This is a genomic window from Luteipulveratus halotolerans, from assembly GCF_001247745.1.
Lineage (GTDB): Bacteria > Actinomycetota > Actinomycetes > Actinomycetales > Dermatophilaceae > Luteipulveratus > Luteipulveratus halotolerans.
The window spans coordinates 3,784,641-3,803,656 of the sequence record NZ_LAIR01000002.1 but is presented as its reverse complement, the minus strand read 5'-3'; the positions used below and the strand labels follow the sequence as shown (position 1 = coordinate 3,803,656).

Genomic DNA, 19,016 nt, shown 5'->3' with positions numbered 1-19,016 from the left:
TCGCGGTCCTATGGAGCCCTGAGCCCTGGCAGCCGACTGTATTACGGGTGACAAGGCCCACTCAAGGACTTGTCACCAAAATGTACGTGGCCTGAAGGTCAAGAAAAAGTAAAGATGCGGCAGTGGAGAAGTAAATACGGACATGTACGGGTCGTTTCGCTTGTCGTCAATATCTATGACAGGTAGAAAGGGTAATAAAGTTGAAATGTCAAGGTGTTGCCCTAGGCGGTGAGGCTTGTGGCCCGTCGCGGGTTTCTGGCTCAGAGCTGGTCCGTGCGCCTCTGTTTCCACGGCTCGATCCGCTCCATGACCGGTCCTGAGAGGCGATGGCCTCCTCCGCCGCCGATCTTGAAGATCACCTGGTCGACGATCAGCCACAGGCAGTGGCGGGTGTTTTCGATGAGGTATGTGCCGCCCCTGGGGATCGGGTCGCTGCGGTAGCCGTCACCGGCCATGATCGTGATCACCGGCCGAGGTCGTTGTTACGGCCTCGGCGTGGAGCGAGGGCGGACTTGGCGGGCTTGCGGGTGCGGTTGTCTGCCCGGATGCGAACAGCAGTGACCGACTCGGGTGTGGACCGGGAGAACGCGGCGCTGGCCTGCCGGCGCGCGGTCGCAGTCCTAGAGTCCACGGCCGTCAGGTCAGCACTCGACGCCCGGTCGTACACCGCAGGTCGCTCGGCCGGCTGGGAGGCCGGCGGCGCCGCTGATCGCCTGGCGCCCTCAGGCTGAGCCTGCTCGCTGTCGGGGCTGGGTGCCAGTGAGGCAGCGGTGGCGCGCAGCTCGGCCGCGGTCGTGGTGTGCGTGGCCGCGTTCTCGTCGTGCTGGTTGCGGGCGTACTCCTCATCCACGACGACCCGGTTGCGGGTGTCGGGGCCGAGGTCGGTCGGGTCAGCGGCGATGGCGTCCTAGCGTCGGCCTTCGTGCAGTCGGGCACGATCGTGCTCGAGGCCTCCCAGGTTGGCCTCCCGGTCGGCTTTCTCGAGCACTCCTGCCTGTCCTTCGCTGCGAGCAGCGGCGACGTCGCCGGACAGATCTGAGGCCAGGGTCTGCCACGAGGTGCCTGCTGCCCACTGCCGTTCGGGACGGTCGGCGGACAGCTCGGCACTGACGTGCTCCCATGCGGCTTGCCGGTTGGTGCTCGGGTCGCGACGCATGACCGCATCGACTGCGGCCGCCACCAGCTCGGGCTGGTCCTGGCGAGGGGCTGATGCCACATGTCGTGACGCGGCCTGGACCGCTTGCCACCGCTCGGTCGCGTTGTCGAAGGAGCGGTCGGTCAGCTCCTGGTCGATCAGGCCTGCCCCGACGGGCGGGAGCACGCTCGAGGGGACAGCCAGCTGGCCGGCCAGCCCGTCGCGGTTGCGCTGGTAGGCCTCGGCTGGGTCGCCCTCGGCGAGGGTGACCTGCCGGGTCGAGACGCCGTACGGCGCGAGCTGGGCCGCGTCGTGCTCGGCGGCCTTGCGGCGCGTCGATGATGCCGGGATCATCGCCACCACGCTTGAGCCGCCACCGGCCAGGCTCGGGGTGACGCATTGGTCCTCGCGGCTGCTGGGCCAGCACCTAGGGGTCGGGGATGCCACTGTGGCCCGCGCCTGGCGCAAGTACGGGGTCAAGCCGTGGCGGCGGGAGACGTTCAAGTTCTCCACCGACCCGGAGCTGGAGGCCAAGGTCCGCGACGTGGTCGGGCTGTACCTGAACCCGCCGGAGAAGGCGGTCGTGCTGTGCGTGGATGAGAAGTCCCAGATCCAGGCCTTGAACCGGACCGCGCCGATCCTCGCTCATTCGTCATGCGTTTGTGCAGGTCAGAGCCGGTACTGAGTTTCTGAACCAAGCCGGTCCAGTTCTTGGAACCGCTCTCGGTGGGCCGTTTGTACGGACCTCCAACATGGCTCTGACCAGGCACGATGCTGGCACCGAGAGGCTCCGGTGGCAAGCGTTCCCGCCCTAAGAACGGCGATTTCCCAGAACACCCGTCCGCGATCCTTAGACTCCTGGTATGACTGCGCTGTCATACGAGGACGTACGGAATCTGCCGCTACCGGACTTGGCAATTCGCTTGCTGGGCACCCTCGACGGTTCACCCAACTTCAACAACCTGATTCAGGGCTTCAAGCAGCGCGGCGGCTACAACGCCGAGCAGCCCAGGGACATCGACCGCTTGCTGGCCCGCCTGTCGGACGCTTGGTCGTGGCTCGAAGCGCACGCGCTTATCGGTCCCTCGTCACAGAACCCGCAAGGGTCTAACTGGCAGCGGCGCACCGCGTTGGGTGACGAGGTGTCCAACGACCCGAGCGCAGTTTCAAAGGTCTGGGCAGCCGAGCGTCTGGCTGGCGATCTGGACGACTCGCTGGCGTCAGCAAGGTCGAACTTCGCCCTAGGTGACTACGAGACGGCTTCTTTCGCCGCCATGAAGGCGGTAGAAGTCGAGGTTCGGCGCGTCGCTGGCCTTCCGAACGAGTTGGTGGGGGTCGCGTTGATGCGGAAGGCGTTCAGCCCGAAGGACGGTGTACTGAGCGACCCCGGGGCCGAAGGCGGCGAACAGCAAGCCACCGCTGACCTGTTCGCTGGAGCCATCGGAGCCTTCAAGAATCCTGCCAGCCACAGGGCGGTCAAGTTTGACGACCCGACCGAGGCTGCCGAGGTGATCCAACTTGCAGACCTCTTACTGAGGATCGTCCAACGGGCGGAGGAACGGTCCAACGACTGACCAACCGCGAGGTTCGCTGGCGCTCGCCACCAGACCGCTTGCGATACGGTCACCCTCCGAAGAGAGGGGCGCAATGGGCCACGCAGCCGGGTACTTTGCAGCGACGGAGATCAACAAGCGACTTGGCTTAGAGAGCGCAGACGACCTCTGGTCGTGGCTCAACAGCAGCGACCTCAGCCTGGCACCGATGTCGTGGCAACTCGACGCAGGGGAGAACCTCGTATTTCGAGGCCAGGCCAACGCTGCACACGGCCTCTCCTCCAAGTTGTACCGCGATCTCCGAGAGGGTCTCGCGGCCCAAGGGATCAAGAATTTCGGCGAGAAGGAGTTGGCAGAAGCCGAACGGGCTGTGATTGGGCTTGCGCGCGATGAGGGCGTTGGTCGCAACATGTCCGATGGTCAGTTGCTCGCGGTTCTTCAGCATCACGGAGTTGCTACACGCCTGCTCGATGTGTCCAAGGCTCCACTAGAGGCCCTGTTCTTCGCCGTCGATGATCACGCCGACCTAGACGGTCGGCTCTTCTGCTTCTTCCTCCACCCAGACAGTGCTGGCGCGACGCAGCGATTGCTGCTGTCCGATCCCGACCTGCCTTGGCACGGCTCGGCTCGCGGGAGGTACGCCAAGTCTGACTGGACCTCAACCGTGGCTCTGGTAGACGAGGCGAACCTTGATCCGCGCATGCACGCTCAACGCGGCGCGTTCCTCGTCGGTGGTTTGAACCGCCGCTACAAGGGGGATCGTTGGGCCTACCCTGGCCACGAGCCGACTGCCGCCGACTTGATGGAGATCAGCACACTGCGCGTCAACTTCTTGAAGGTGAGGACGGGGAAGCCCAACGCCAGTTACGCGGCGTCGGGCTGGACGATCCGCATCGAGGCTGCCTGGAAGTCAGACCTGCGGAAACGACTTCAAGACATCGACCCACCGATCACGTTCGATTCCATGTACCCGCCCGTCACCGAACTGCGGCGGCTCGCTGCGCGGGAAATACGAGGTTGGACACCACACGGCCCCTAACCCCGATCCTGAGTGCTCACGATTCTGAGGGCTCAGCCTCCCGACGCCCGCAGGCATCGCAGAGCATCAGCGACCCCTCGACCGGCTCACGCTGACAGGCGACGCACACGCTCTCCCCGCAGTGGTAGCACGTCATCATGGCGCTGTCGGCAAGGTCCAAGTACAGCCGGGGGTTCGCCGCCCGCAGTGCGGACTCGGTGGACTGGCAGCCCTCCGCGCAGCGCTCTCCAGCAGGCACGTCGCGGCGCTGCGGGAAGACGGTGCAGCGGGTGTAGCGATATAGGGGATCATGCGCCTTCGGGTCGGTGCAGCCGTTCGGGCATGGCCAGCACTGTGGCTTGATGGTCTCCGGGTTGCACGAACTGCACTGCCCAGCGGCTTGCCCGCGATGCTTAGAACACTCCTTGCGCAAGGGGAAGTCCTTCCCCGAGCGTGGAACGAGGTACCCCTCTGGCGTGTGTCGATAGGCGCAGTTGAAACAGGACACCTGCCCCGCCCAGTCGGTCGTCTCCCCGACCACCCGCCCGGTGGTTGGAGAGAGGGTCGCTCCGCACACGGTCGCGAGCCCGTCTGCGCTCACGTGCACCTTGCCGTTGCGCCACACGACGACTGTCATAAGGTCTGTCGAGCGATCCATGGTGACCTCCGTGTTCGAACTGCCCCGATCAAGGGGTATCACCAGGGACTGACAGCCGCTGCAAGGTGCTTCCACTGAGGTGTCGGAGTCCGGCGCGAGCGGCATCGCCTGGATGCGGGTTCGTCACTGCTAATGTCGGCGCAGCGTAGGCTCACGGGAGGAATGCTCATGGTCATCAACGAGGCTGTGTCGGGACTCCTGCTAGACGAACGCAACCCGCGCTTCCCTGAGCAGGTCAGCGGCCAGGACGAGGCGGTGACGGCCATGCTTGTGGATGCCGCACCCAAACTGGTGAACCTTGCCCAAGACATCGCGAACGAGGGGTCGCTGAATCCGACTGAACTCCCCGTCGTGGTTGAGGAGGATGGCGAGTTGGTGGTCGTTGAAGGAAACCGACGCCTTGCGGCGCTGAAACTCCTTCGCAATCCTGACCTTGCCACGGCGGCAAGTGAGCAGTTGGGAATTGAACTCGTCCGGCGATTCAAGGCGCTGCAACAGATCGGAGTTGGGCCGGACTCAATCGACGTGTTCAAAGCCGAGAGCCGCGAGGCCGCACGTCACTGGATTGAACTCCGCCACACGGGCGAGAACGATGGTGTCGGTGTCCTGGGTTGGCAGGCGTGGCAGACCAACAACTACCGTCGCCGGAGAGGGAGTCAGGCCGACCGGGCAACCCTGTTCTGCCAGGCCGTCGAGACGGACTTCGCCGGGGATGCCTCGCTGCTCAGTGACGTTGCCGCCGTGCGCCGAAATCGGCTCACCACGCTCGGTCGCTTGGTCGCGGACCCCGATGTGCGACGAGATTTTGGGTTCCTCTTCGACGGCGACGACGTGCTGTTTGAGTACGAGACTGAGGACCTCCGCCCAGGAATAGGTCGAATCTTCGGCGATCTGGCGGCACGTTCTGGCGTAACCGTTACCGACATCAAGTCAAAAGATCAGCGCAGGGCGTACATCAGCGAGCGCTCCGATGTGCTTCCCGACAGAGCGCGACGGCTGGCTGAGCCACGAAGTCCGGGCCAGCATCCGTTGCCACCCACGGGAGGCCAGGCCACTCGCTCCGGCACCACCGGTGGCGCGGATTCGGGAAGCGGCGAGGCATCTGGAAACGGAACTGGCTCTCAGGAGGACGACAGCGCTTCCGGCGCGGGCGAGTCGGAGAACAGGTCGGGCGCGGGTAGTGACGAGAAGCGCGGGCGCACACCACCGCCTGAGAACGTGATCTTCAAGTCGTTGAAGTTACCTCATGTCCACGTGAGGATTCGGGAACTCCTGGGCATGGCGCAGAGGATCAACATCAACGACGCTGCCCCGGTCTGCGGGATACTCCTGCGCGTCATCGTGGAACTGGTGATCACCGACGCGATCCAGTCGAGAGCGGTAACCGGAGCATCCGAAGGGGAGTCGCTGAAGAAGAAGATTCGCCACGCACTGCTCTCCATCGACCCCGAATGCCAGAATCCCACGAAGCGAGACAAGACGTTGGAGGCGGCATGGATCAAGTCTCAGGATAATGACGCGCTTGCCGTCCAGTCTCTTCATGCCTTCGTGCATAACGTGCACGGCCAGGCCGCGCCCACTGAGGTCCGGGCACTGAGTCTGACGTTCAGACCGCTCCTGGAGCGTTTGGATCAACTCATCGCGAGCAGTGCCAAGTGAGCCATCGTTACCTGAGTCCGCTGCGGTACCCAGGCGGCAAAGCCCGCGTTGCCCCATACTTGTCGGCGCTCATCCGCGCTCAAACTCCCCGACCCTCAATCTACGCCGAACCGTTCGCAGGCGGTGCTGGTGCGGCCCTCCGACTGCTAGTTGACGAGACGGTTCGCTCGGTCCGGATCAACGACCTATCTCCCGGCGTCGCCGCCTTCTGGCGCTGCGTGTTCGACCACACTGAGCCGTTCGCGCGGCTCATCGAGCACGCCACCGTTGACATCGACCGATGGCACGAGGCGCGGCAAGTCTTCGAGACCCCATCGGCACACGACGACTTGCAACTCGGGTATTCGACGTTCTTCCTCAACAGATGCAACCGCTCGGGCATCCTCACAGCACGCCCGATTGGAGGGTTGAACCAGACGGGAAAGTGGAAGATCGACGCACGCTTCAACAGGGCCGAACTGGCGGCGCGAGTCCGACTTCTAGGGCAGTATCGGCGTCGGGTGCAGGTGACACAGATGGATGGCCGCAGGTTCATGGAGGATATTGAATCGCTTGGATCGAAGGTCTTCGCTTACGTCGATCCTCCATACATCGTCCAAGGCGAAGACCTCTACCTCGACTCGCTTTCCTATAACGACCATCGACTCCTAGCAGATCATCTTCGTGGATGCTCAACTCCCTGGATGCTTACTTACGACGTGAGCGAACGAATAACGGAGGACCTCTATTCACGACTCAGGATGGCTCGTTTCGATATCGCGCATACTGCGCAGCGCCAACACATCGGATCGGAGGTAGTGGTGTTTAGCCCGCTGCTTGATGTGAGCAGCATCCAACTCCTGCGCGGAGCAAACGCGTCCTGGATATCGGCGTAGCCCCACTGATCTGGCTCAGTCGTGGAATCCGGTGACTGACGATGCGCGCCGACGCCTGAGACACCCCGCATCTGCGCAGCCTTCGTAGGTGATGATCTCGGGCCGCTCGGCGTCGTCAGGTAGGAGGGCGTCTTCGGCGTCCTCGTGTTCGATCTCGGCTTCGAGTCGCGCGAGCCAGTCCGGCATCGGCTGCTCAGGCGTCATCGAGGGGAAGCCGGTAGGTCGCAAGGCAGTTCCAGACGACGTACGGGTCGCGGCCCTGCGGGATCGCGTGCATCGCCTCGGTGCGGGCCTCCCAGTACTCCCGAAACTCTTCTAGGACGACGCCGACCGCACGGCGCACGTTCTCACGGGTACCGAGGATCGCGAACAAGATCAGTCCCGGCAACCAACCGCCGAGGATGCCCGCGCCCAGTCCGGTGAGGCCGCCGCCGACGACGGCCAGCGCCACGGAGTGTTCCGGATCGTTCGCGGCAGCCGTGACGAGAACGCTTGCGAGGAAGATCAACACAAAGATGCCGAGAGAGCCGATTGCCCAACTGGTCAGGAAGATCGCGACCTTGCTGCGCGGTCGGGAACCAGTGAGCGGCAAGACGGGCTGCACGTTCGGCAGGTAGCCGTTCTCCAGGAGGAACTCAAGGTCGGCGTCGATCTGGCCGTTCATCGCTCGGGCAGCACGGGCCACACCGAGCCCCTGCCCGACCGCACCGCCGACGAGCGTTGCCACTCCAGCGCCGAACGCGGCTTTAGTCGATGTCTGCATCAGGAACGCTTCGCTTCGATCACGAGCGGCTGGCCGTTGGCATCGGTCGCGGTGATCGTCATGGTGCTCGATCGCTGGTCCCAGGCAAGACCAAAACTGAGGTCGTCGTCGGTCGAGGAGTCGGCGGTGCCCTTCCAGGTCCACGGGAGTGTGCTCGGGACCGAACCTTCTGTGACTTGTTCGGGGACACCGGTCGCTGTCCCGACCGAGTTATCCCCAGTCCAGTTCACGATCTGGAGCGAGCCGCCCGCGTACTTCCAGGTGCCTTCCTCACCGTCTCGGTAGTCGGCGCTCCATGCGCCGTCCTTCACGGTCACGGTGAACGGGCTCCGCTCCGCATCAAGCGGGAACGAGATCGCCCACGAGCCTCGCAAGAACGCAGCGAGTGACTGCGCCGCGACAGTCGAGCCCGGTCCAGTCGAAGTGTCTTTGCCACATGCGCCGAGGACTGCTGCGCTCGTTGCTCCGATCACCCCGATTCCAAAACAGCGCAAGGCTTCTCGGCGTCCGAGAAGACGGGTGGCCTGGCTGAACTGACTCATGCTATGTAGCACCTCCGATGCGCAAGGACTGAACCTTCAGCAAAGCATCCTGTGCCGAAAAGTACAAGATGCTGTGCTGCGCATCTGCGACGGTCCCGGTGCAATAAGAAGGTGAATAAGCCGCGTCGCGCAGAGCCCGATCTGACCCGCCTCCGCGAAGTCTTTTTGTCCGAACGAGGACGGCATCATCAGACGTACGAAGAACTTGCCGACGCGACTGGGCTGGCCCGTCAGACGTTGCTCAACATCGCTTCTGGGAAGTACCACGGCGACCTGCGCACCTGGCTGCTGCTGGCGAAGACCTGGGGCGTGACCCTGGACACTCTGCTCGCCCCGGTGTGGACCTCGGATCAGTCCGGCTCTACCTGAGTCCCGACTCGTCGTGGCGCTTCCGATGACGGATCGACCAGCCGCACATCGAGCAACCGCTGCGCCATCGCGAAATAGGTCAGCGGCATGAGCAACTCGCCGCGGAGGTAGCGCCACATTTGCTGCCGTCCAATGCCCGCATGCTCCGCAAGGTCCTCTGGTAGCCAGTTGCGATACTGCAAGGCGTCACGCACGCCAACCACGACCAGGTGCTGCCACTGCGCCGCCTTCAGCAGGTCCTGCGCGTCGTGTGCGAGGTCAGCCCTCCAGGCGACCTCCTCGAACTGACCGAAGTTCTTCGGGGTCACGAGGAAGTCCCTTGGCCGGTTGCCCTTCTGCACACCAACAACGCTAGCCCAGTCGCCTCAACAAGGCCACCGGATGCCCTAGTCAGGCCGCCGGTCACCTCAGCCCGCCCGCCGGAGAATCCGTCCCGGCCACCGGAACCAAACACTCCGGGACTCGGCGCACCGACCAGCCCACCCTCGTGTCATGCAGGTACCGCTGACACCCCGTACTCGCTCAGTCTTTCGGCAGAGCGACCGGCCCGTCCCAGAGCCGCGCCCCGAACGCGCGTTCGGTGCGGGCTACCGTGATGGCGTCCGGCCACGCACGCCCGGTCAGAATCGCTTGCAACGTCGAGTAGTTGACTTCACTGCTTTCCGCAGCCGAGCGGATCGAGCCCTCCCCGATGGCCGTTCGAAGGTTGACGACGTAGCGCCGGACGGACTCGTGGATCGGATCGGCCACCGGCGCGGTCGGCCAGTCCGCGCTGATCTCAAACGGCTTCAGCCGCTCCCTGCGTCCCACGCCTCCAACCTAGACCGCAATGACGGTCCCCCGTGGGAGGCGCGAGTCCTTGTCATCCCCGACTGCTACAGTGGTCGTAGTTACGATCATCGCGACCGAGAGGTCTGGCAGGACGTGAACGACTTCGAGCCTCGATCCCTCACCGCCAGCGAATGGGCGGTTATCAGGGAGTTCGTGCGCACCACGATCACCGAGGCACAGCAACGCACCGAAGCCCGCTACCCCACCAGGAAGTTGATGGGAGCGCTCACCGCGCTCGCCCGCTGGGCAGTCCTCGTCGCCTGCCTACCCGTGGAGAAGTCGATCATCCTGCACCGCGACACGATTGCGGAGTACATCGCAAGAGGCTGCCCGACCCTCGCACCCACAAGCCAAGCAACCCGCCGCACGATGCTGCTGCGCATAGCAGAGGCCGTCCTGCCACCCGACGAGCGCGTTTCTCGCCTTCAGCCGGTCTACCGGGACAACCCCGCCCGACCCTACGAAGTCCACGAGCAAGTGGCGCTGCGCTCATGGGCGGTCGGGCAGACAACGCCGCAGCGACGCCGCGACTGTCGGACGATCCTGGCACTCGGCCTGGGAGCCGGACTCTCGACGCACGACATCATGGGCTTGCGCGTCCAGGACATCAAGGCGGACGACCACGGCGTCCTGATCACGGTCCGCGATGAGCGCGATGTTCCCGTGCTGTGGCAATGGGAGCAAGAACTCATCGACCTGATCGCAGAACGCGAAGGACAGCAATGGGCAGTCGGGCCTCAGCGAACTGTGACCACCAAGAACTGGTTGTGGAACTTCATCGCGACCGCGCGGCCAGAGGTCGGCGTGACGCCCACGGTCGGACGGATGCGCAACACGTGGTTGTTGCACCACATGGCGACCGGTACGCCACTTGGCCCGTTGGCAGCCGCCGCTGGACTCCAGACGTTCCGCACCATCGAGAAACTCTTCTCCTACCTCCCGCCGCCCACCCGTGACGAAGTGCGCGCAGCGATGCGACGACACCTGCGGAGCCTGTGAGGCCCCATGGCAAGGAAGTCCCGCACGAGCGCGACCCCGAGGGATAACGACTCCCTCGCGGCGCTGTTCGGCATGGACTTCTTCCCGAGCGAAGGTCCGGTCACGGGGGACGGGACCGGCCTGTTTCGGACGGCCCACAGGATCGTGGAGCATTCGGGCATCAGTGCCCTCATCGAGCAATGGACGCGTGCGGACCGTGGCGCACGCCGCCCAGGCCCGACGCCGATGCTGTCCGAGGTGCAGATCGTCGCGCTCATGCTGGTGCTCACGTTGAACCGTCGCCCACCGCTGTTCACCGAGATGCGCGACCTGATCCGCCAGGCCGACGCGCAGTCGCTGGCGATCCTCGACATCGTGCTTCCGGAGAGCCTGAGCGAGATGGCGCTGTACCACCGCGCGTACAACACCTATCGACGGCTCGTCCGGCTGATGAACCCCGAGCCGGGGTCGCTCTACCGGACGATGACCAAGACAGAGGTTGCAGATCGACTCGCGTCCAGAGACCCCGAGACCTCGCGGCTGCACCGCGAACGAGGCCACGCCTTCAGCAACGCATTGCTGTGGGGCACCTGGATGCTGCTGCCCCGGAAGGTGCGCCGCCAGTTCAAGGGCGACATCGCAGTTGATGCGACCGTGATCAAAGCGCCCGCACGGGGCCGAGGCCACTCCTCGCCCTGGTCATCTTCTGACCCAGAGGCAGGCTGGTACAAACGAGACGGCAACCACGACGGCAGCGGCACCTCGCGAGCCGCAACGACCTACCAACGCCGTTCGGACTCACTGATCTGGGGACGAGACCTGCACACCGCTGTCACCTACGGCGACGGCGTGCCCCTCGTCATGCTCAGCGCCACCCTCGACGTTCCAGGAAAGCGCCTGGCCGAGAACGCCCTCGCCTGCGTGGACGCGCTACGCAGCCGAGACCTGCCAGTCCGACACTTCGTCAGCGACCGCGCCTACCTGCCCGGAACCAAGGCGACAGACCTCGCGTTACCCCTCCGTGCTCGCGGCCACCGATTGGTGTTCGACTACGACCGCAGCGAGCACGCTCTAGGACGGCAAGCGGGCAGCGCGGGCGCGATCCTTGTCGAAGGCCAGTGGTACTGCCCCTCCATGCCAGAACCCCTCCAAGACGCCAGTATCGACTTCTTCCTCCGCGACGACGGCGATCCTCGCCGCATTAGCAAACAGACCTACGCCGAACGGCTGCGACAGCGCGAACCCTACGCACTGCACCACAAGGAACGCCCAGATTCCGATGGCTTCACCCGCTACCAATGCCCAGCAGTCGGGGCCTCGGCCACAGTGAAATGCCCGCGCAAGGAACCACACCCCGCCGCGCTGGATCGACCGCTCACCCGCATCCACCTCCCGCTGCTCGTCAACCCCTCCCCCAAAGTCTGCGAGCAGAAGACACTCACCATCCCGCCCTCTGCCGGAGCCAAGTACGAGCAGGCCTACCCCTACCGCTCACCCGACTGGCAGGCTCACTTCACCACTGGACGCCAGAGCGTGGAGTCGATGAACAAGTCCATCAAGGACGGCAAGTTCAGTCCCGTGGACGATGCCGAGTTGCGACCCCGACGCGGCTGGATCGCCCAGTTGATCAGCCTCGTCGTCATGATCGCCGCGACTAACGTCCGCAAGATCCTCAACTGGCTCTACGCACAGATCGGCGTTAGCCGCATCGCAGCCGCCCCAGTGCGACGCCAACGCCGCCGCGAAGCAACCAAGGGCTGGACCTCCGCTCCCAACGCACCGCCCGCCGCCGCGCAAGCCTGACGACGACGACCTCCCCTAGAGAGCACCCCCGGCGCGAGCATGCCCGGAAGTGGTCTGTAGGGGCTGCTCAGCCCACTCGCTGTGCCGTCAAAGGCCAGCGGACCGTCACGCTCAACCCCTCGGCACAGATGCAGAAGGCCGGATCGCCTCCTCAAGAGGCGATCCGGCTCATCTACGGGTTGCCGTACAAACGTAATCAGCCGTTTTATACAAACGACCCTCGGTGGAGGCGAGGGGACTCGAACCCCTAACCCCCTGCTTGCAAAGCAGGTGCGCTACCAATTGCGCCACGCCCCCGAGTGCCCGCGGCCTTGGTCAGGCTCGCGGGCACCAGGATCTTGCGGACCGGGACCTCGCGGCCTCGGAAGTCTGACTCAGATCAGCTGGCGGTCGAGCTGTTGCCGCCGATGACCTTCTCGCCCGGCTTGTCGCTGGCCTGGGCCCACAGCTCCTTGCCGGTCTTGTGCTGCTTGTACTTGGTGTTGGCAAAAGCAGCGGCGCCAGCCGCCGCGAGCACCATCAGGGCCTTCTTCATCTCAGGACTCCTCGTCACTGTGATTGAGCGGGACTGGCGGTGGTGGGCCTAACTGGACTTGAACCAGTGACCTCTGTCTTATCAGGACAGCGCTCTAACCGACTGAGCTATAGGCCCCTACACCGTCAGGCGCCCCCCGGCCGAAGCCGGACGGCGCGCGAGCACCGACTTTACCCCACGGGTCGCCGTGCTACCAAAGTGAGCACCGAGGGCAGCCATGAGGGTGCCGCTGCACCGAACTCCGCGGGGTTCCACGAGCCCGCTCCGGACGGCAGGACGCCCAGCAGGTCGATCGCGTCGTCGCTGGTCAGGTGCGCGAGGTTGGCGCGCTCGACCGCCGCAGGCTGCTGAGGGTACGACCCGACGATCACACCGCCGACGCGCAGACCGCGCGCACGCAATGCCTCCAGTGTGAGCATCGTGTGGTTGAGCGTGCCGAGCCCGGCCCGCACGACCACCACCACGGTCGCGTCGAGGTCGGCCGCGAGGTCGGCGAGCGTGGCGCGGTCGTCGTCGAGCTCGACCAGCAGTCCACCGGCGCCCTCGACGAGCACGTCGTCGGTCGACGGGTCGGCCAGCAGCCGGCGTACGGCCTGGGCGTGCTCGGCCACCGGCGGCAGCTGCCGCGACTCGACGGAGGCCGCCTGCACCGGGGCCATCGGCTCACGCAGCCGCACCCCATCGGTGACGGGTACGCCGGCGACGCGGCGTACGAACGGCAGGTCGCCCTCGTCGTCGTGCGCCACACCTGTCTGCACCGGTTTGTACGCGTGGACCCGACGGCCGGCCGCGGTGAGGGCCGACGCCAGGGCAGCGGTCGCGACGGTCTTGCCGACCTCCGTGTCGGTGCCGGTGACGACGATCGCCGGGCTCATCGGGCGCCGTCCCTTCCGGCCGAGTGCGCATGTCGCGTGGGTTGCGGACTCTCCGAACCAGCGCGACATGCGCAGTCGGCGAGGGCGGTACGCAGGTGGTGGGCGAGGCGCTGGGCGACCTCGTCCGCCTCGGTGTCGGTGATGGTGGCGCGGGCCGTGAGGCGCAGGCGTGAGACGCCGTCGGGCACTGAAGGGGGACGGAAGCAGCCGACGTCGATGCCCTCCCGCGCGAGCGCTACGGCGATGTCGGCCGCGACACGCGCCGACGGCATCGGCACCGACTGGACGGCGCCGTCGGACGGCTGCAGGTCTCGTACGCCCGCCAGGTCGCGGCCGTGATGCCGCAGCCGGCTGCACAGGTGCTCGGCGACGCGGAAGACCGAGCGCGCACGGTCCGGCTCGGCGAGAACGACCTCGGCCGCGGCGCATGCTGCCGCGGCCGCCGGCGGTGCGAGCGCCGTGTCGAAGATGAACGAGCGCGCCGTGTTGACCAGGTGCTCCCGTAGGACGGTCGGCCCGAGGACGACTCCGCCCTGGGCGCCGAGAGCCTTCGACAGTGTCGCCGTGACGACCACGTGGGGATCACCGGCGAGACCGAGCTCGTGGACGCGTCCTCTGCCGTCACCTCGTACGCCGAGCCCGTGAGCCTCGTCGACGACGAGGAGGGCGTCGTGGTCACGACAAGCAGAGACGAGGCCGAGCAACGGGGCGGCGTCGCCGAGCACGGAGTAGACAGACTCGACCAGGACGATCGCGCGAGCCTGAGAACGGTTGAGCAGCAAGGACTGTGCCGCGTCGACGTCCTGATGGGGGAACACCGACGTCTGCCCGCGGGCGAGCCGGGTGCCGTCGATGAGCGACGCGTGCACGTGCTGGTCGGACACGATGAGCGTGTCCGCGTCGGCGAGTGCTGTCACCACCGCGAGGTTGGCGGTGTAGCCCGACGAGAAGACCAGCGCGTCCGGCTGGTCGGTCAGTCGTGCGAGGGCGAGCTCGGCGTCGCGGTGGACGGGGAGCGTGCCACGCGCGACGCGTGACGCTCGGGCGCCGGATCCGTTGTCGTCCAAGGCTTCTCGCGCCGCGGTGAGTACGCGCCAGTCTCGCGAGAGACCGAGGTAGTCGTTGCTCGCGAGGTCGACGCGGGGCGGTCTGTTCGGCGGATCTGCCTGGCGGACAACGCCGTTCGCCTCGCGCTGGGTTCGCAGCGTGGCGAGGTGGGTCAGTGTGGACGGCGCCTCGGTCTCGATACGCCTCGCCCTGGGGGGCTCGGCTACTCGACCAGCAGATACCGGCTCGGCTACTCGACTGGCGGGATGGGGGCTCATCCGTGCACCTCCGCGACGGCGCCGATCATCGCAGCGCACGTCGTACGCAGGTCGTCGTCGGTGCTGACGTACGGGGGCATCGTGTAGACGAGGTTGCGGAACGGTCGCACCCACGCACCACGCTCGAGTGCGGCGCGCGTCACCGCGACGACGTCGACGGGTTCACGCAGCTGGATCACACCGACTCCTCCCAGCACGCGCACGTGGTCGACCGACGAAAGCGACTGCGCCTCATGCAGATTCGCGAGACCGCGTTCGAGCCGAGCCACGTCTCTCTGCCACCCACGCTCGATCAGCAGGTCGAGCGAGGCAGCCGCCACGGTGCACGCGAGCGGGTTGGCCATGAACGTCGGTCCGTGCAGCACTGCACCGAACTGACTGCGTTCGATGGTCTCGGCGACCGCGCCGGTGCACAGCATGGCGGCCAACGTCATATATCCGCCGGTCAGGGCCTTACCGACGCACAGGATGTCGGGTCGCGCATCCTCGCCGGCCCAGTCGGAGCCGAAAAGGGTTCCGGTACGGCCGAATCCGGTCGCGATCTCGTCGTGGACGAGGAGCATGCCGTGCTCATCGGCGACCTCGCGCAGCACGCGCAGGCAGTCGGCGGGGTAGGGACGCATGCCGCCTGCGCCTTGCAGGACTGGCTCGACGATGATGGCCGCACACGCCGAACCATGCTGGAACGCAACGTTTTTCACGGAGGCGGCCCATCGGCGTACGGCGTCGGAGGTGTCTCGGGTGAGGCCACGCACCTCGTCGGCCGAACGGGCGAGCGGAGGACGGTCGGCGAACACCTGGCGGGCCAGCACGCCGGGGAACGCCGAGTGCATCCCGTCGACCGGGTCGCACACGCTCATGGCCGCGAACGTGTCGCCGTGATAGCCACCGCGGATCGTCAGAAACCGTTGGCGCTCAGGGTGATTGGCCGCCGCCTGGTACTGCAGCGCGACCTTCATCGCGACCTCGACGGACACCGATCCGGAGTCGGCGAAGAAGACGTGCTCCAGGCCGCTCGGCGTCATGGCCACGAGGCGTTCGCCGAGCTCGACCGCCGGCGCGTGGGTGAGTCCCCCGAACATCGCATGGCTGAACCGGTCGAGCTGTGCGCGGGCCGCCGCGTCGAGGGCCGGGTGCCGATAACCGTGCACGACCGACCACCACGAGCTCATCGCGTCGACGACCGACCGGCGTACGCCGTCGTCACCGACCAGGTGCAGCCGCGGACCCTCGGCGCCCACGACCTCGTACGGCAGCGAGCCGCGCAGTGGGGCGTACGGGTGCCAGAGCAGGCCGCGATCGCGGGCGATCACCGAGCCGAGTGCTGTGGGGGCGGTCACACGACCGAGTGTGCCCCATCTCCTGAACGGTGTTCAATTCGGTCCGGTACGTCTGGCCCCAGTCTGACCGCGCTGGTTGATCCGGGCGAGCCCAGAGGCCGCTAGGACGCGAGCAGCCGCAGCAGCCGCGCGGTCTCGTCACGCAGGGCGTCACGAGCCGGGCCGAGGTACTTACGTGTGTCGACCAGCCGCTCATCGGCACCCAGCACCCGGCGTACGTCGCCCGTGAACACCGCGTTGAGGTGCGTCGCGATGTTGACCTTGGTGAGCCCTGCGCGCAGCCCGCGCACGATCTCGGCGTCGGGCACACCGGACGACCCGTGCAGCACCAGCGGCACCGGCACCGCGTCACGGAGCCGCGAGATCAGCGTGTGGTCGAGCCGAGCGCTGCGCTCGGTCATCGCGTGCGACGAACCCACGGCGACCGCGAGCGCATCCACGCCGGTGTCGTCGACGAACGCAGCCGCGTCGTCGGGGTCGGTGCGGACGCCGGGCGCGTGCACGCCGTCCTTGCCGCCGACCTCGCCGAGCTCGGCTTCGACGGAGACGCCGGCCTCATGACAGCGCGCGACGACCTCGGCCGTGACGTCGCGGTTCTGCTCGTCGGGCAGCGTCGACCCGTCGAACATCACCGACGTGAACCCCAGGTCGACCGCCTGCCGGACCAGCTCGGTGTCGGTGGCGTGGTCGAGGTGGACCACGCAGGTGGCAGGCGATGCCTCGGCCAGCACCCGGGTCGCGGTGCCGATGCCGAGGAGCGACCCGTGGTAGCGCGCGGCGTTCTCGCTGATCTGGAGCACGACCGGTAGTCCGGTCTCCTCAGCGGCCGCGATCAGGCCGTGCGCGTGCTCGAGCTGGACGACGTTGAACGCGCCGACGCCCCGTCCCGCGGCGCGGGCCTGCACCAGGACGTCGTCGAGACGGGCGAGGGTCATGCGTCTCCTTCGATGAGGTCGTGCATCAGTCGTTCGGCCAGCGCCACGTCGATCTCGCCCGCGACCGGTCGGATGACTGCGGCGGCCGACCAGGCGACGGCGCGGCGCAGCAGCCGAGAGGTGTCGAGCCCTTCACCGAGACCCGCCGCGAGAGCAGCGACGGCGGCGTCGCCGGCCCCGGTCGGGTTGCCGTGCAACGGCTCGCGAGTCCTCGCCGTCCGGACCGTACCGTCCGCACCGAGCAGGAGCATCCCGTCCTCACCACGTGAAACCACGACGGCGCGAGCCCCGCGCCGCTGGAGCTCGTGCGCTCCGGTGAGTGGGTCGGTGTGGCCGGTCACCTCGCGCAGCTCGTCGTGGTTGGGCTTGATCAGATCGGGTTAGGCGTCGAGCGCGGTGAGCAGCGCGGGCCCGCCCGTGTCGATGATCGTGGGCACGCCGTGCTCGTGCGCCAGCCGGACCACATCGGCGTACGCCGCCTCCGGCACTCCCGCCGGCAGGCTGCCGGAGGCGACCAGCACCTCGGCGCTGCGGGTGAGCGCGCTCTCGAGGTCGGTGAGCACGCGCCGCCACTCGTCGACCGACAACGAACCGGGCTCATTGAGAACCGTTGCGCTGCCTGCGTTTTCGGCGATGACTGTGACCGTACGCCGGGTCGGCGAGTTCACGTGGGTCATCGCCTCGGCGACGCCTCGCGTCCGCAGATCGCCGCACAGCTGGTCTCCGACCGCGCCACCGACCGGGCCGTACACACCGGCGGCGTGGCCGGTCTGGCGCAGGACGGATGCGACGTTGACTCCCTTGCCCCCGGCGCGCTCGACGACGGACCGCACGCGATGGCTGGCGCCGACGTCGAGGTGGTCGACGGCGTACGTCACGTCGAGCGCGGGGTTGGGGGTGAGGGTGAGGATCACTCGACGGAGTCCCAGGCGAGGACGGCTGCACCGAGGCACCCGGCCCGGTCGAGCAGCTGTGAGGCGACGACCTCGGGCCTCCTGCCGAGCGTCATCCGCGCGTGCAGCGCGCGACGCAACGGATCGAGCAGCACCTCGCCGCTCAGCACCAGTCCGCCGCCGACGACGACGCGGTCGACACCGGTCGCGGTGAGGGTGACGGCGAGCACCTGCGCGAGCGCGTCGACGGCCTCGGTCCAGACGGCTCGGGCCTCGACCTCGCCCTCGACGACCCGGCGCGCGATGTCCTCGGCGGTGGCGTCGCGACCGGTCCGCTCGGTGTAGCGCCGCGCGATCGCGGACGCCGACGCGATCGTCTCGAGGCAGCCGCGCGACCCGCACGCACAGAGGGCTCCGTCGGCATCGACCACCGCGTGGCCGATCTCGCCCGCCCAGCCGCCCGCCCGCAGGAGGTGCCCGTCGACCATCGTGGCCGCGGCGATGCCGGTGCCGACAGGGACGAACAGGACGCTGTCGGTGCCGTGCGCCGCACCGAGACGCTGCTCGGCGAGCAGGCCGCCACGGACGTCGTGACCGATGCGGGTCGGCACCTCGAGCGCGTCGCCGACCAGCCGGCCGAGGGGCACGTCACGCCAGCCCAGGTTGACCGCGAGCACCGCGGTGCCGGTGTCGTCGTCGACGAGCCCGGGCACGACGACTCCGGCCCGGACGATCTTGACTCCCTCGACCCGGCCGCGCAGGTCGTCCAGCACCGGTCTCAGCGCACCGCCGGGATCGGTGCTGATCGTCGGCGGTGTCGGCACCGTGACGGCGGCGATCACCTGCAGCTGGACGTCGACGAGTGCTGCCTTGACGCGTGTGCCGCCGACGTCGAACGCTGCGACGGCCGTGGCTTCGGGGGCCTTCAC

Annotated in this window: 23 protein-coding genes, 2 tRNA genes and 1 pseudogene; 8 read left to right on the top strand and 18 right to left on the bottom strand. The window is 66.9% G+C overall.

Features of this window, described 5'->3' with window-relative positions; translation table 11 throughout:
* Positions 1-260: 260 nt before the first annotated feature.
* From VV01_RS19145 to VV01_RS19135, 3 genes are read right to left on the bottom strand one after another with little or no spacing between them, the layout of a single operon-like run.
* Entirely contained in the window at positions 261-467 is a 207-nt protein-coding gene (locus tag VV01_RS19145; protein WP_050671290.1) for a hypothetical protein, read from the bottom strand.
* A complete protein-coding gene (locus VV01_RS19140) occupies positions 464-850 on the bottom strand; it encodes a hypothetical protein (RefSeq protein ID WP_050671289.1) in 387 nt (128 codons plus the stop codon). The genes VV01_RS19145 and VV01_RS19140 overlap by 4 nt, the downstream gene beginning before the upstream one ends.
* 57 nt (positions 851-907) lie before the next feature.
* Complete coding sequence (locus VV01_RS19135) at positions 908-1,489, bottom strand: hypothetical protein (RefSeq protein WP_157508943.1); 582 nt, start codon at positions 1,487-1,489, stop codon at positions 908-910.
* On the opposite strand from VV01_RS19135, the pseudogene VV01_RS19130 reads away from it, so the two are divergent.
* The 5 genes and pseudogenes from VV01_RS19130 to VV01_RS19105 all read left to right on the top strand — a co-directional run.
* Positions 1,464-1,778, top strand: a pseudogene (locus tag VV01_RS19130) (IS630 family transposase); the annotation flags it as partial. The gene VV01_RS19135 and the pseudogene VV01_RS19130 sit on opposite strands and share 26 nt — an antisense overlap.
* A 220-nt stretch (positions 1,779-1,998) precedes the next feature.
* On the top strand, positions 1,999-2,709 hold the full coding sequence (locus VV01_RS19125; protein ID WP_050671286.1) for a TIGR02391 family protein: 711 nt from the start codon (positions 1,999-2,001) through the stop codon (positions 2,707-2,709).
* A 73-nt stretch (positions 2,710-2,782) separates the two neighbouring features.
* Complete coding sequence (locus VV01_RS19120) at positions 2,783-3,727, top strand: FRG domain-containing protein (RefSeq protein ID WP_050671285.1); 945 nt, start codon at positions 2,783-2,785, stop codon at positions 3,725-3,727.
* Positions 3,728-4,532: 805 nt separating this feature from the next.
* Positions 4,533-6,023 carry a hypothetical protein gene (locus VV01_RS19110; RefSeq protein ID WP_157508940.1) on the top strand — a complete coding sequence of 497 codons (1,491 nt, stop codon included), beginning with the start codon at positions 4,533-4,535 and terminating at the stop codon, positions 6,021-6,023.
* Positions 6,020-6,898, top strand: coding sequence for a DNA adenine methylase (locus VV01_RS19105; protein ID WP_050671282.1), 879 nt, complete (start codon positions 6,020-6,022; stop codon positions 6,896-6,898). The genes VV01_RS19110 and VV01_RS19105 overlap by 4 nt, the downstream gene beginning before the upstream one ends.
* Positions 6,899-6,913: 15 nt before the next feature.
* Here VV01_RS19105 and VV01_RS23500 read toward each other — a convergent pair whose 3' ends face one another.
* The 3 genes from VV01_RS23500 to VV01_RS19095 are packed head-to-tail and all read right to left on the bottom strand — an operon-like array spanning position 6,914 to position 8,203.
* On the bottom strand, positions 6,914-7,102 hold the full coding sequence (locus tag VV01_RS23500; RefSeq protein WP_157508938.1) for a hypothetical protein: 189 nt from the start codon (positions 7,100-7,102) through the stop codon (positions 6,914-6,916).
* A complete protein-coding gene (locus VV01_RS19100) occupies positions 7,092-7,661 on the bottom strand; it encodes a hypothetical protein (RefSeq protein WP_157508937.1) in 570 nt (189 codons plus the stop codon). Before VV01_RS19100 ends, VV01_RS23500 begins: the two co-directional genes overlap by 11 nt.
* A complete protein-coding gene (locus VV01_RS19095) occupies positions 7,661-8,203 on the bottom strand; it encodes a hypothetical protein (RefSeq protein WP_157508935.1) in 543 nt (180 codons plus the stop codon). The genes VV01_RS19100 and VV01_RS19095 overlap by 1 nt, the downstream gene beginning before the upstream one ends.
* 111 nt (positions 8,204-8,314) lie before the next feature.
* Between VV01_RS19095 and VV01_RS22495 the strand changes: the two genes are divergently transcribed.
* Entirely contained in the window at positions 8,315-8,572 is a 258-nt protein-coding gene (locus tag VV01_RS22495; protein ID WP_231635280.1) for a helix-turn-helix transcriptional regulator, read from the top strand.
* On the opposite strand, the gene VV01_RS19090 is transcribed toward VV01_RS22495, so the two are convergent.
* Entirely contained in the window at positions 8,554-8,913 is a 360-nt protein-coding gene (locus tag VV01_RS19090; protein WP_050671279.1) for a helix-turn-helix domain-containing protein, read from the bottom strand. The genes VV01_RS22495 and VV01_RS19090 overlap by 19 nt on opposite strands.
* 181 nt (positions 8,914-9,094) lie before the next feature.
* Positions 9,095-9,382, bottom strand: a complete 288-nt coding sequence (locus VV01_RS19085; RefSeq protein WP_050671278.1) for a hypothetical protein — start codon at positions 9,380-9,382, stop codon at positions 9,095-9,097.
* 114 nt (positions 9,383-9,496) lie between these two features.
* Here VV01_RS19085 and VV01_RS19080 point away from each other — a divergent pair, with 114 nt between their 5' ends.
* Positions 9,497-10,402, top strand: coding sequence for a site-specific integrase (locus VV01_RS19080; RefSeq protein ID WP_050671277.1), 906 nt, complete (start codon positions 9,497-9,499; stop codon positions 10,400-10,402).
* 6 nt (positions 10,403-10,408) lie between these two features.
* The gene (locus VV01_RS19075) at positions 10,409-12,184 is read left to right on the top strand and encodes a hypothetical protein (RefSeq protein WP_157508933.1); all 1,776 of its coding nucleotides are present in this window, start codon (positions 10,409-10,411) and stop codon (positions 12,182-12,184) included.
* A gap of 224 nt (positions 12,185-12,408) precedes the next feature.
* On the opposite strand, the gene VV01_RS19070 is transcribed toward VV01_RS19075, so the two are convergent.
* The 10 genes from VV01_RS19070 to VV01_RS19035 form a co-directional block, all read right to left on the bottom strand.
* Positions 12,409-12,481, bottom strand: a tRNA-Ala gene (locus tag VV01_RS19070).
* Between the two features lie 82 nt (positions 12,482-12,563).
* Positions 12,564-12,719 (bottom strand): DLW-39 family protein, encoded by a 156-nt coding sequence (locus tag VV01_RS23495; RefSeq protein WP_157508932.1) that lies wholly within the window; start codon positions 12,717-12,719, stop codon positions 12,564-12,566.
* 40 nt (positions 12,720-12,759) lie between these two features.
* Positions 12,760-12,836, bottom strand: a tRNA-Ile gene (locus VV01_RS19065).
* Between the two features lie 53 nt (positions 12,837-12,889).
* A complete protein-coding gene (gene bioD, locus VV01_RS19060) occupies positions 12,890-13,594 on the bottom strand; it encodes a dethiobiotin synthase (RefSeq protein ID WP_050671275.1) in 705 nt (234 codons plus the stop codon).
* Positions 13,591-14,799 carry an 8-amino-7-oxononanoate synthase gene (locus VV01_RS19055; RefSeq protein ID WP_407942942.1) on the bottom strand — a complete coding sequence of 403 codons (1,209 nt, stop codon included), beginning with the start codon at positions 14,797-14,799 and terminating at the stop codon, positions 13,591-13,593. The genes bioD and VV01_RS19055 overlap by 4 nt, the downstream gene beginning before the upstream one ends.
* Positions 14,800-14,915: 116 nt before the next feature.
* A complete protein-coding gene (bioA, locus tag VV01_RS19050; protein ID WP_050671274.1) occupies positions 14,916-16,259 on the bottom strand; it encodes an adenosylmethionine--8-amino-7-oxononanoate transaminase in 1,344 nt (447 codons plus the stop codon).
* A gap of 101 nt (positions 16,260-16,360) precedes the next feature.
* The gene (locus VV01_RS19045) at positions 16,361-17,194 is read right to left on the bottom strand and encodes a class II fructose-bisphosphate aldolase (protein ID WP_050671273.1); all 834 of its coding nucleotides are present in this window, start codon (positions 17,192-17,194) and stop codon (positions 16,361-16,363) included.
* Positions 17,191-17,565, bottom strand: coding sequence for a PfkB family carbohydrate kinase (locus VV01_RS24025; RefSeq protein WP_269431154.1), 375 nt, complete (start codon positions 17,563-17,565; stop codon positions 17,191-17,193). Before VV01_RS24025 ends, VV01_RS19045 begins: the two co-directional genes overlap by 4 nt.
* Before the next feature lie 9 nt (positions 17,566-17,574).
* Positions 17,575-18,108, bottom strand: a complete 534-nt coding sequence (locus VV01_RS24020) for a 1-phosphofructokinase family hexose kinase (RefSeq protein ID WP_197275107.1) — start codon at positions 18,106-18,108, stop codon at positions 17,575-17,577.
* Positions 18,105-19,016: an ROK family protein gene (locus VV01_RS19035; RefSeq protein ID WP_050671272.1), complete on the bottom strand. Its 912-nt coding sequence runs from the start codon at positions 19,014-19,016 to the stop codon at positions 18,105-18,107. Before VV01_RS19035 ends, VV01_RS24020 begins: the two co-directional genes overlap by 4 nt.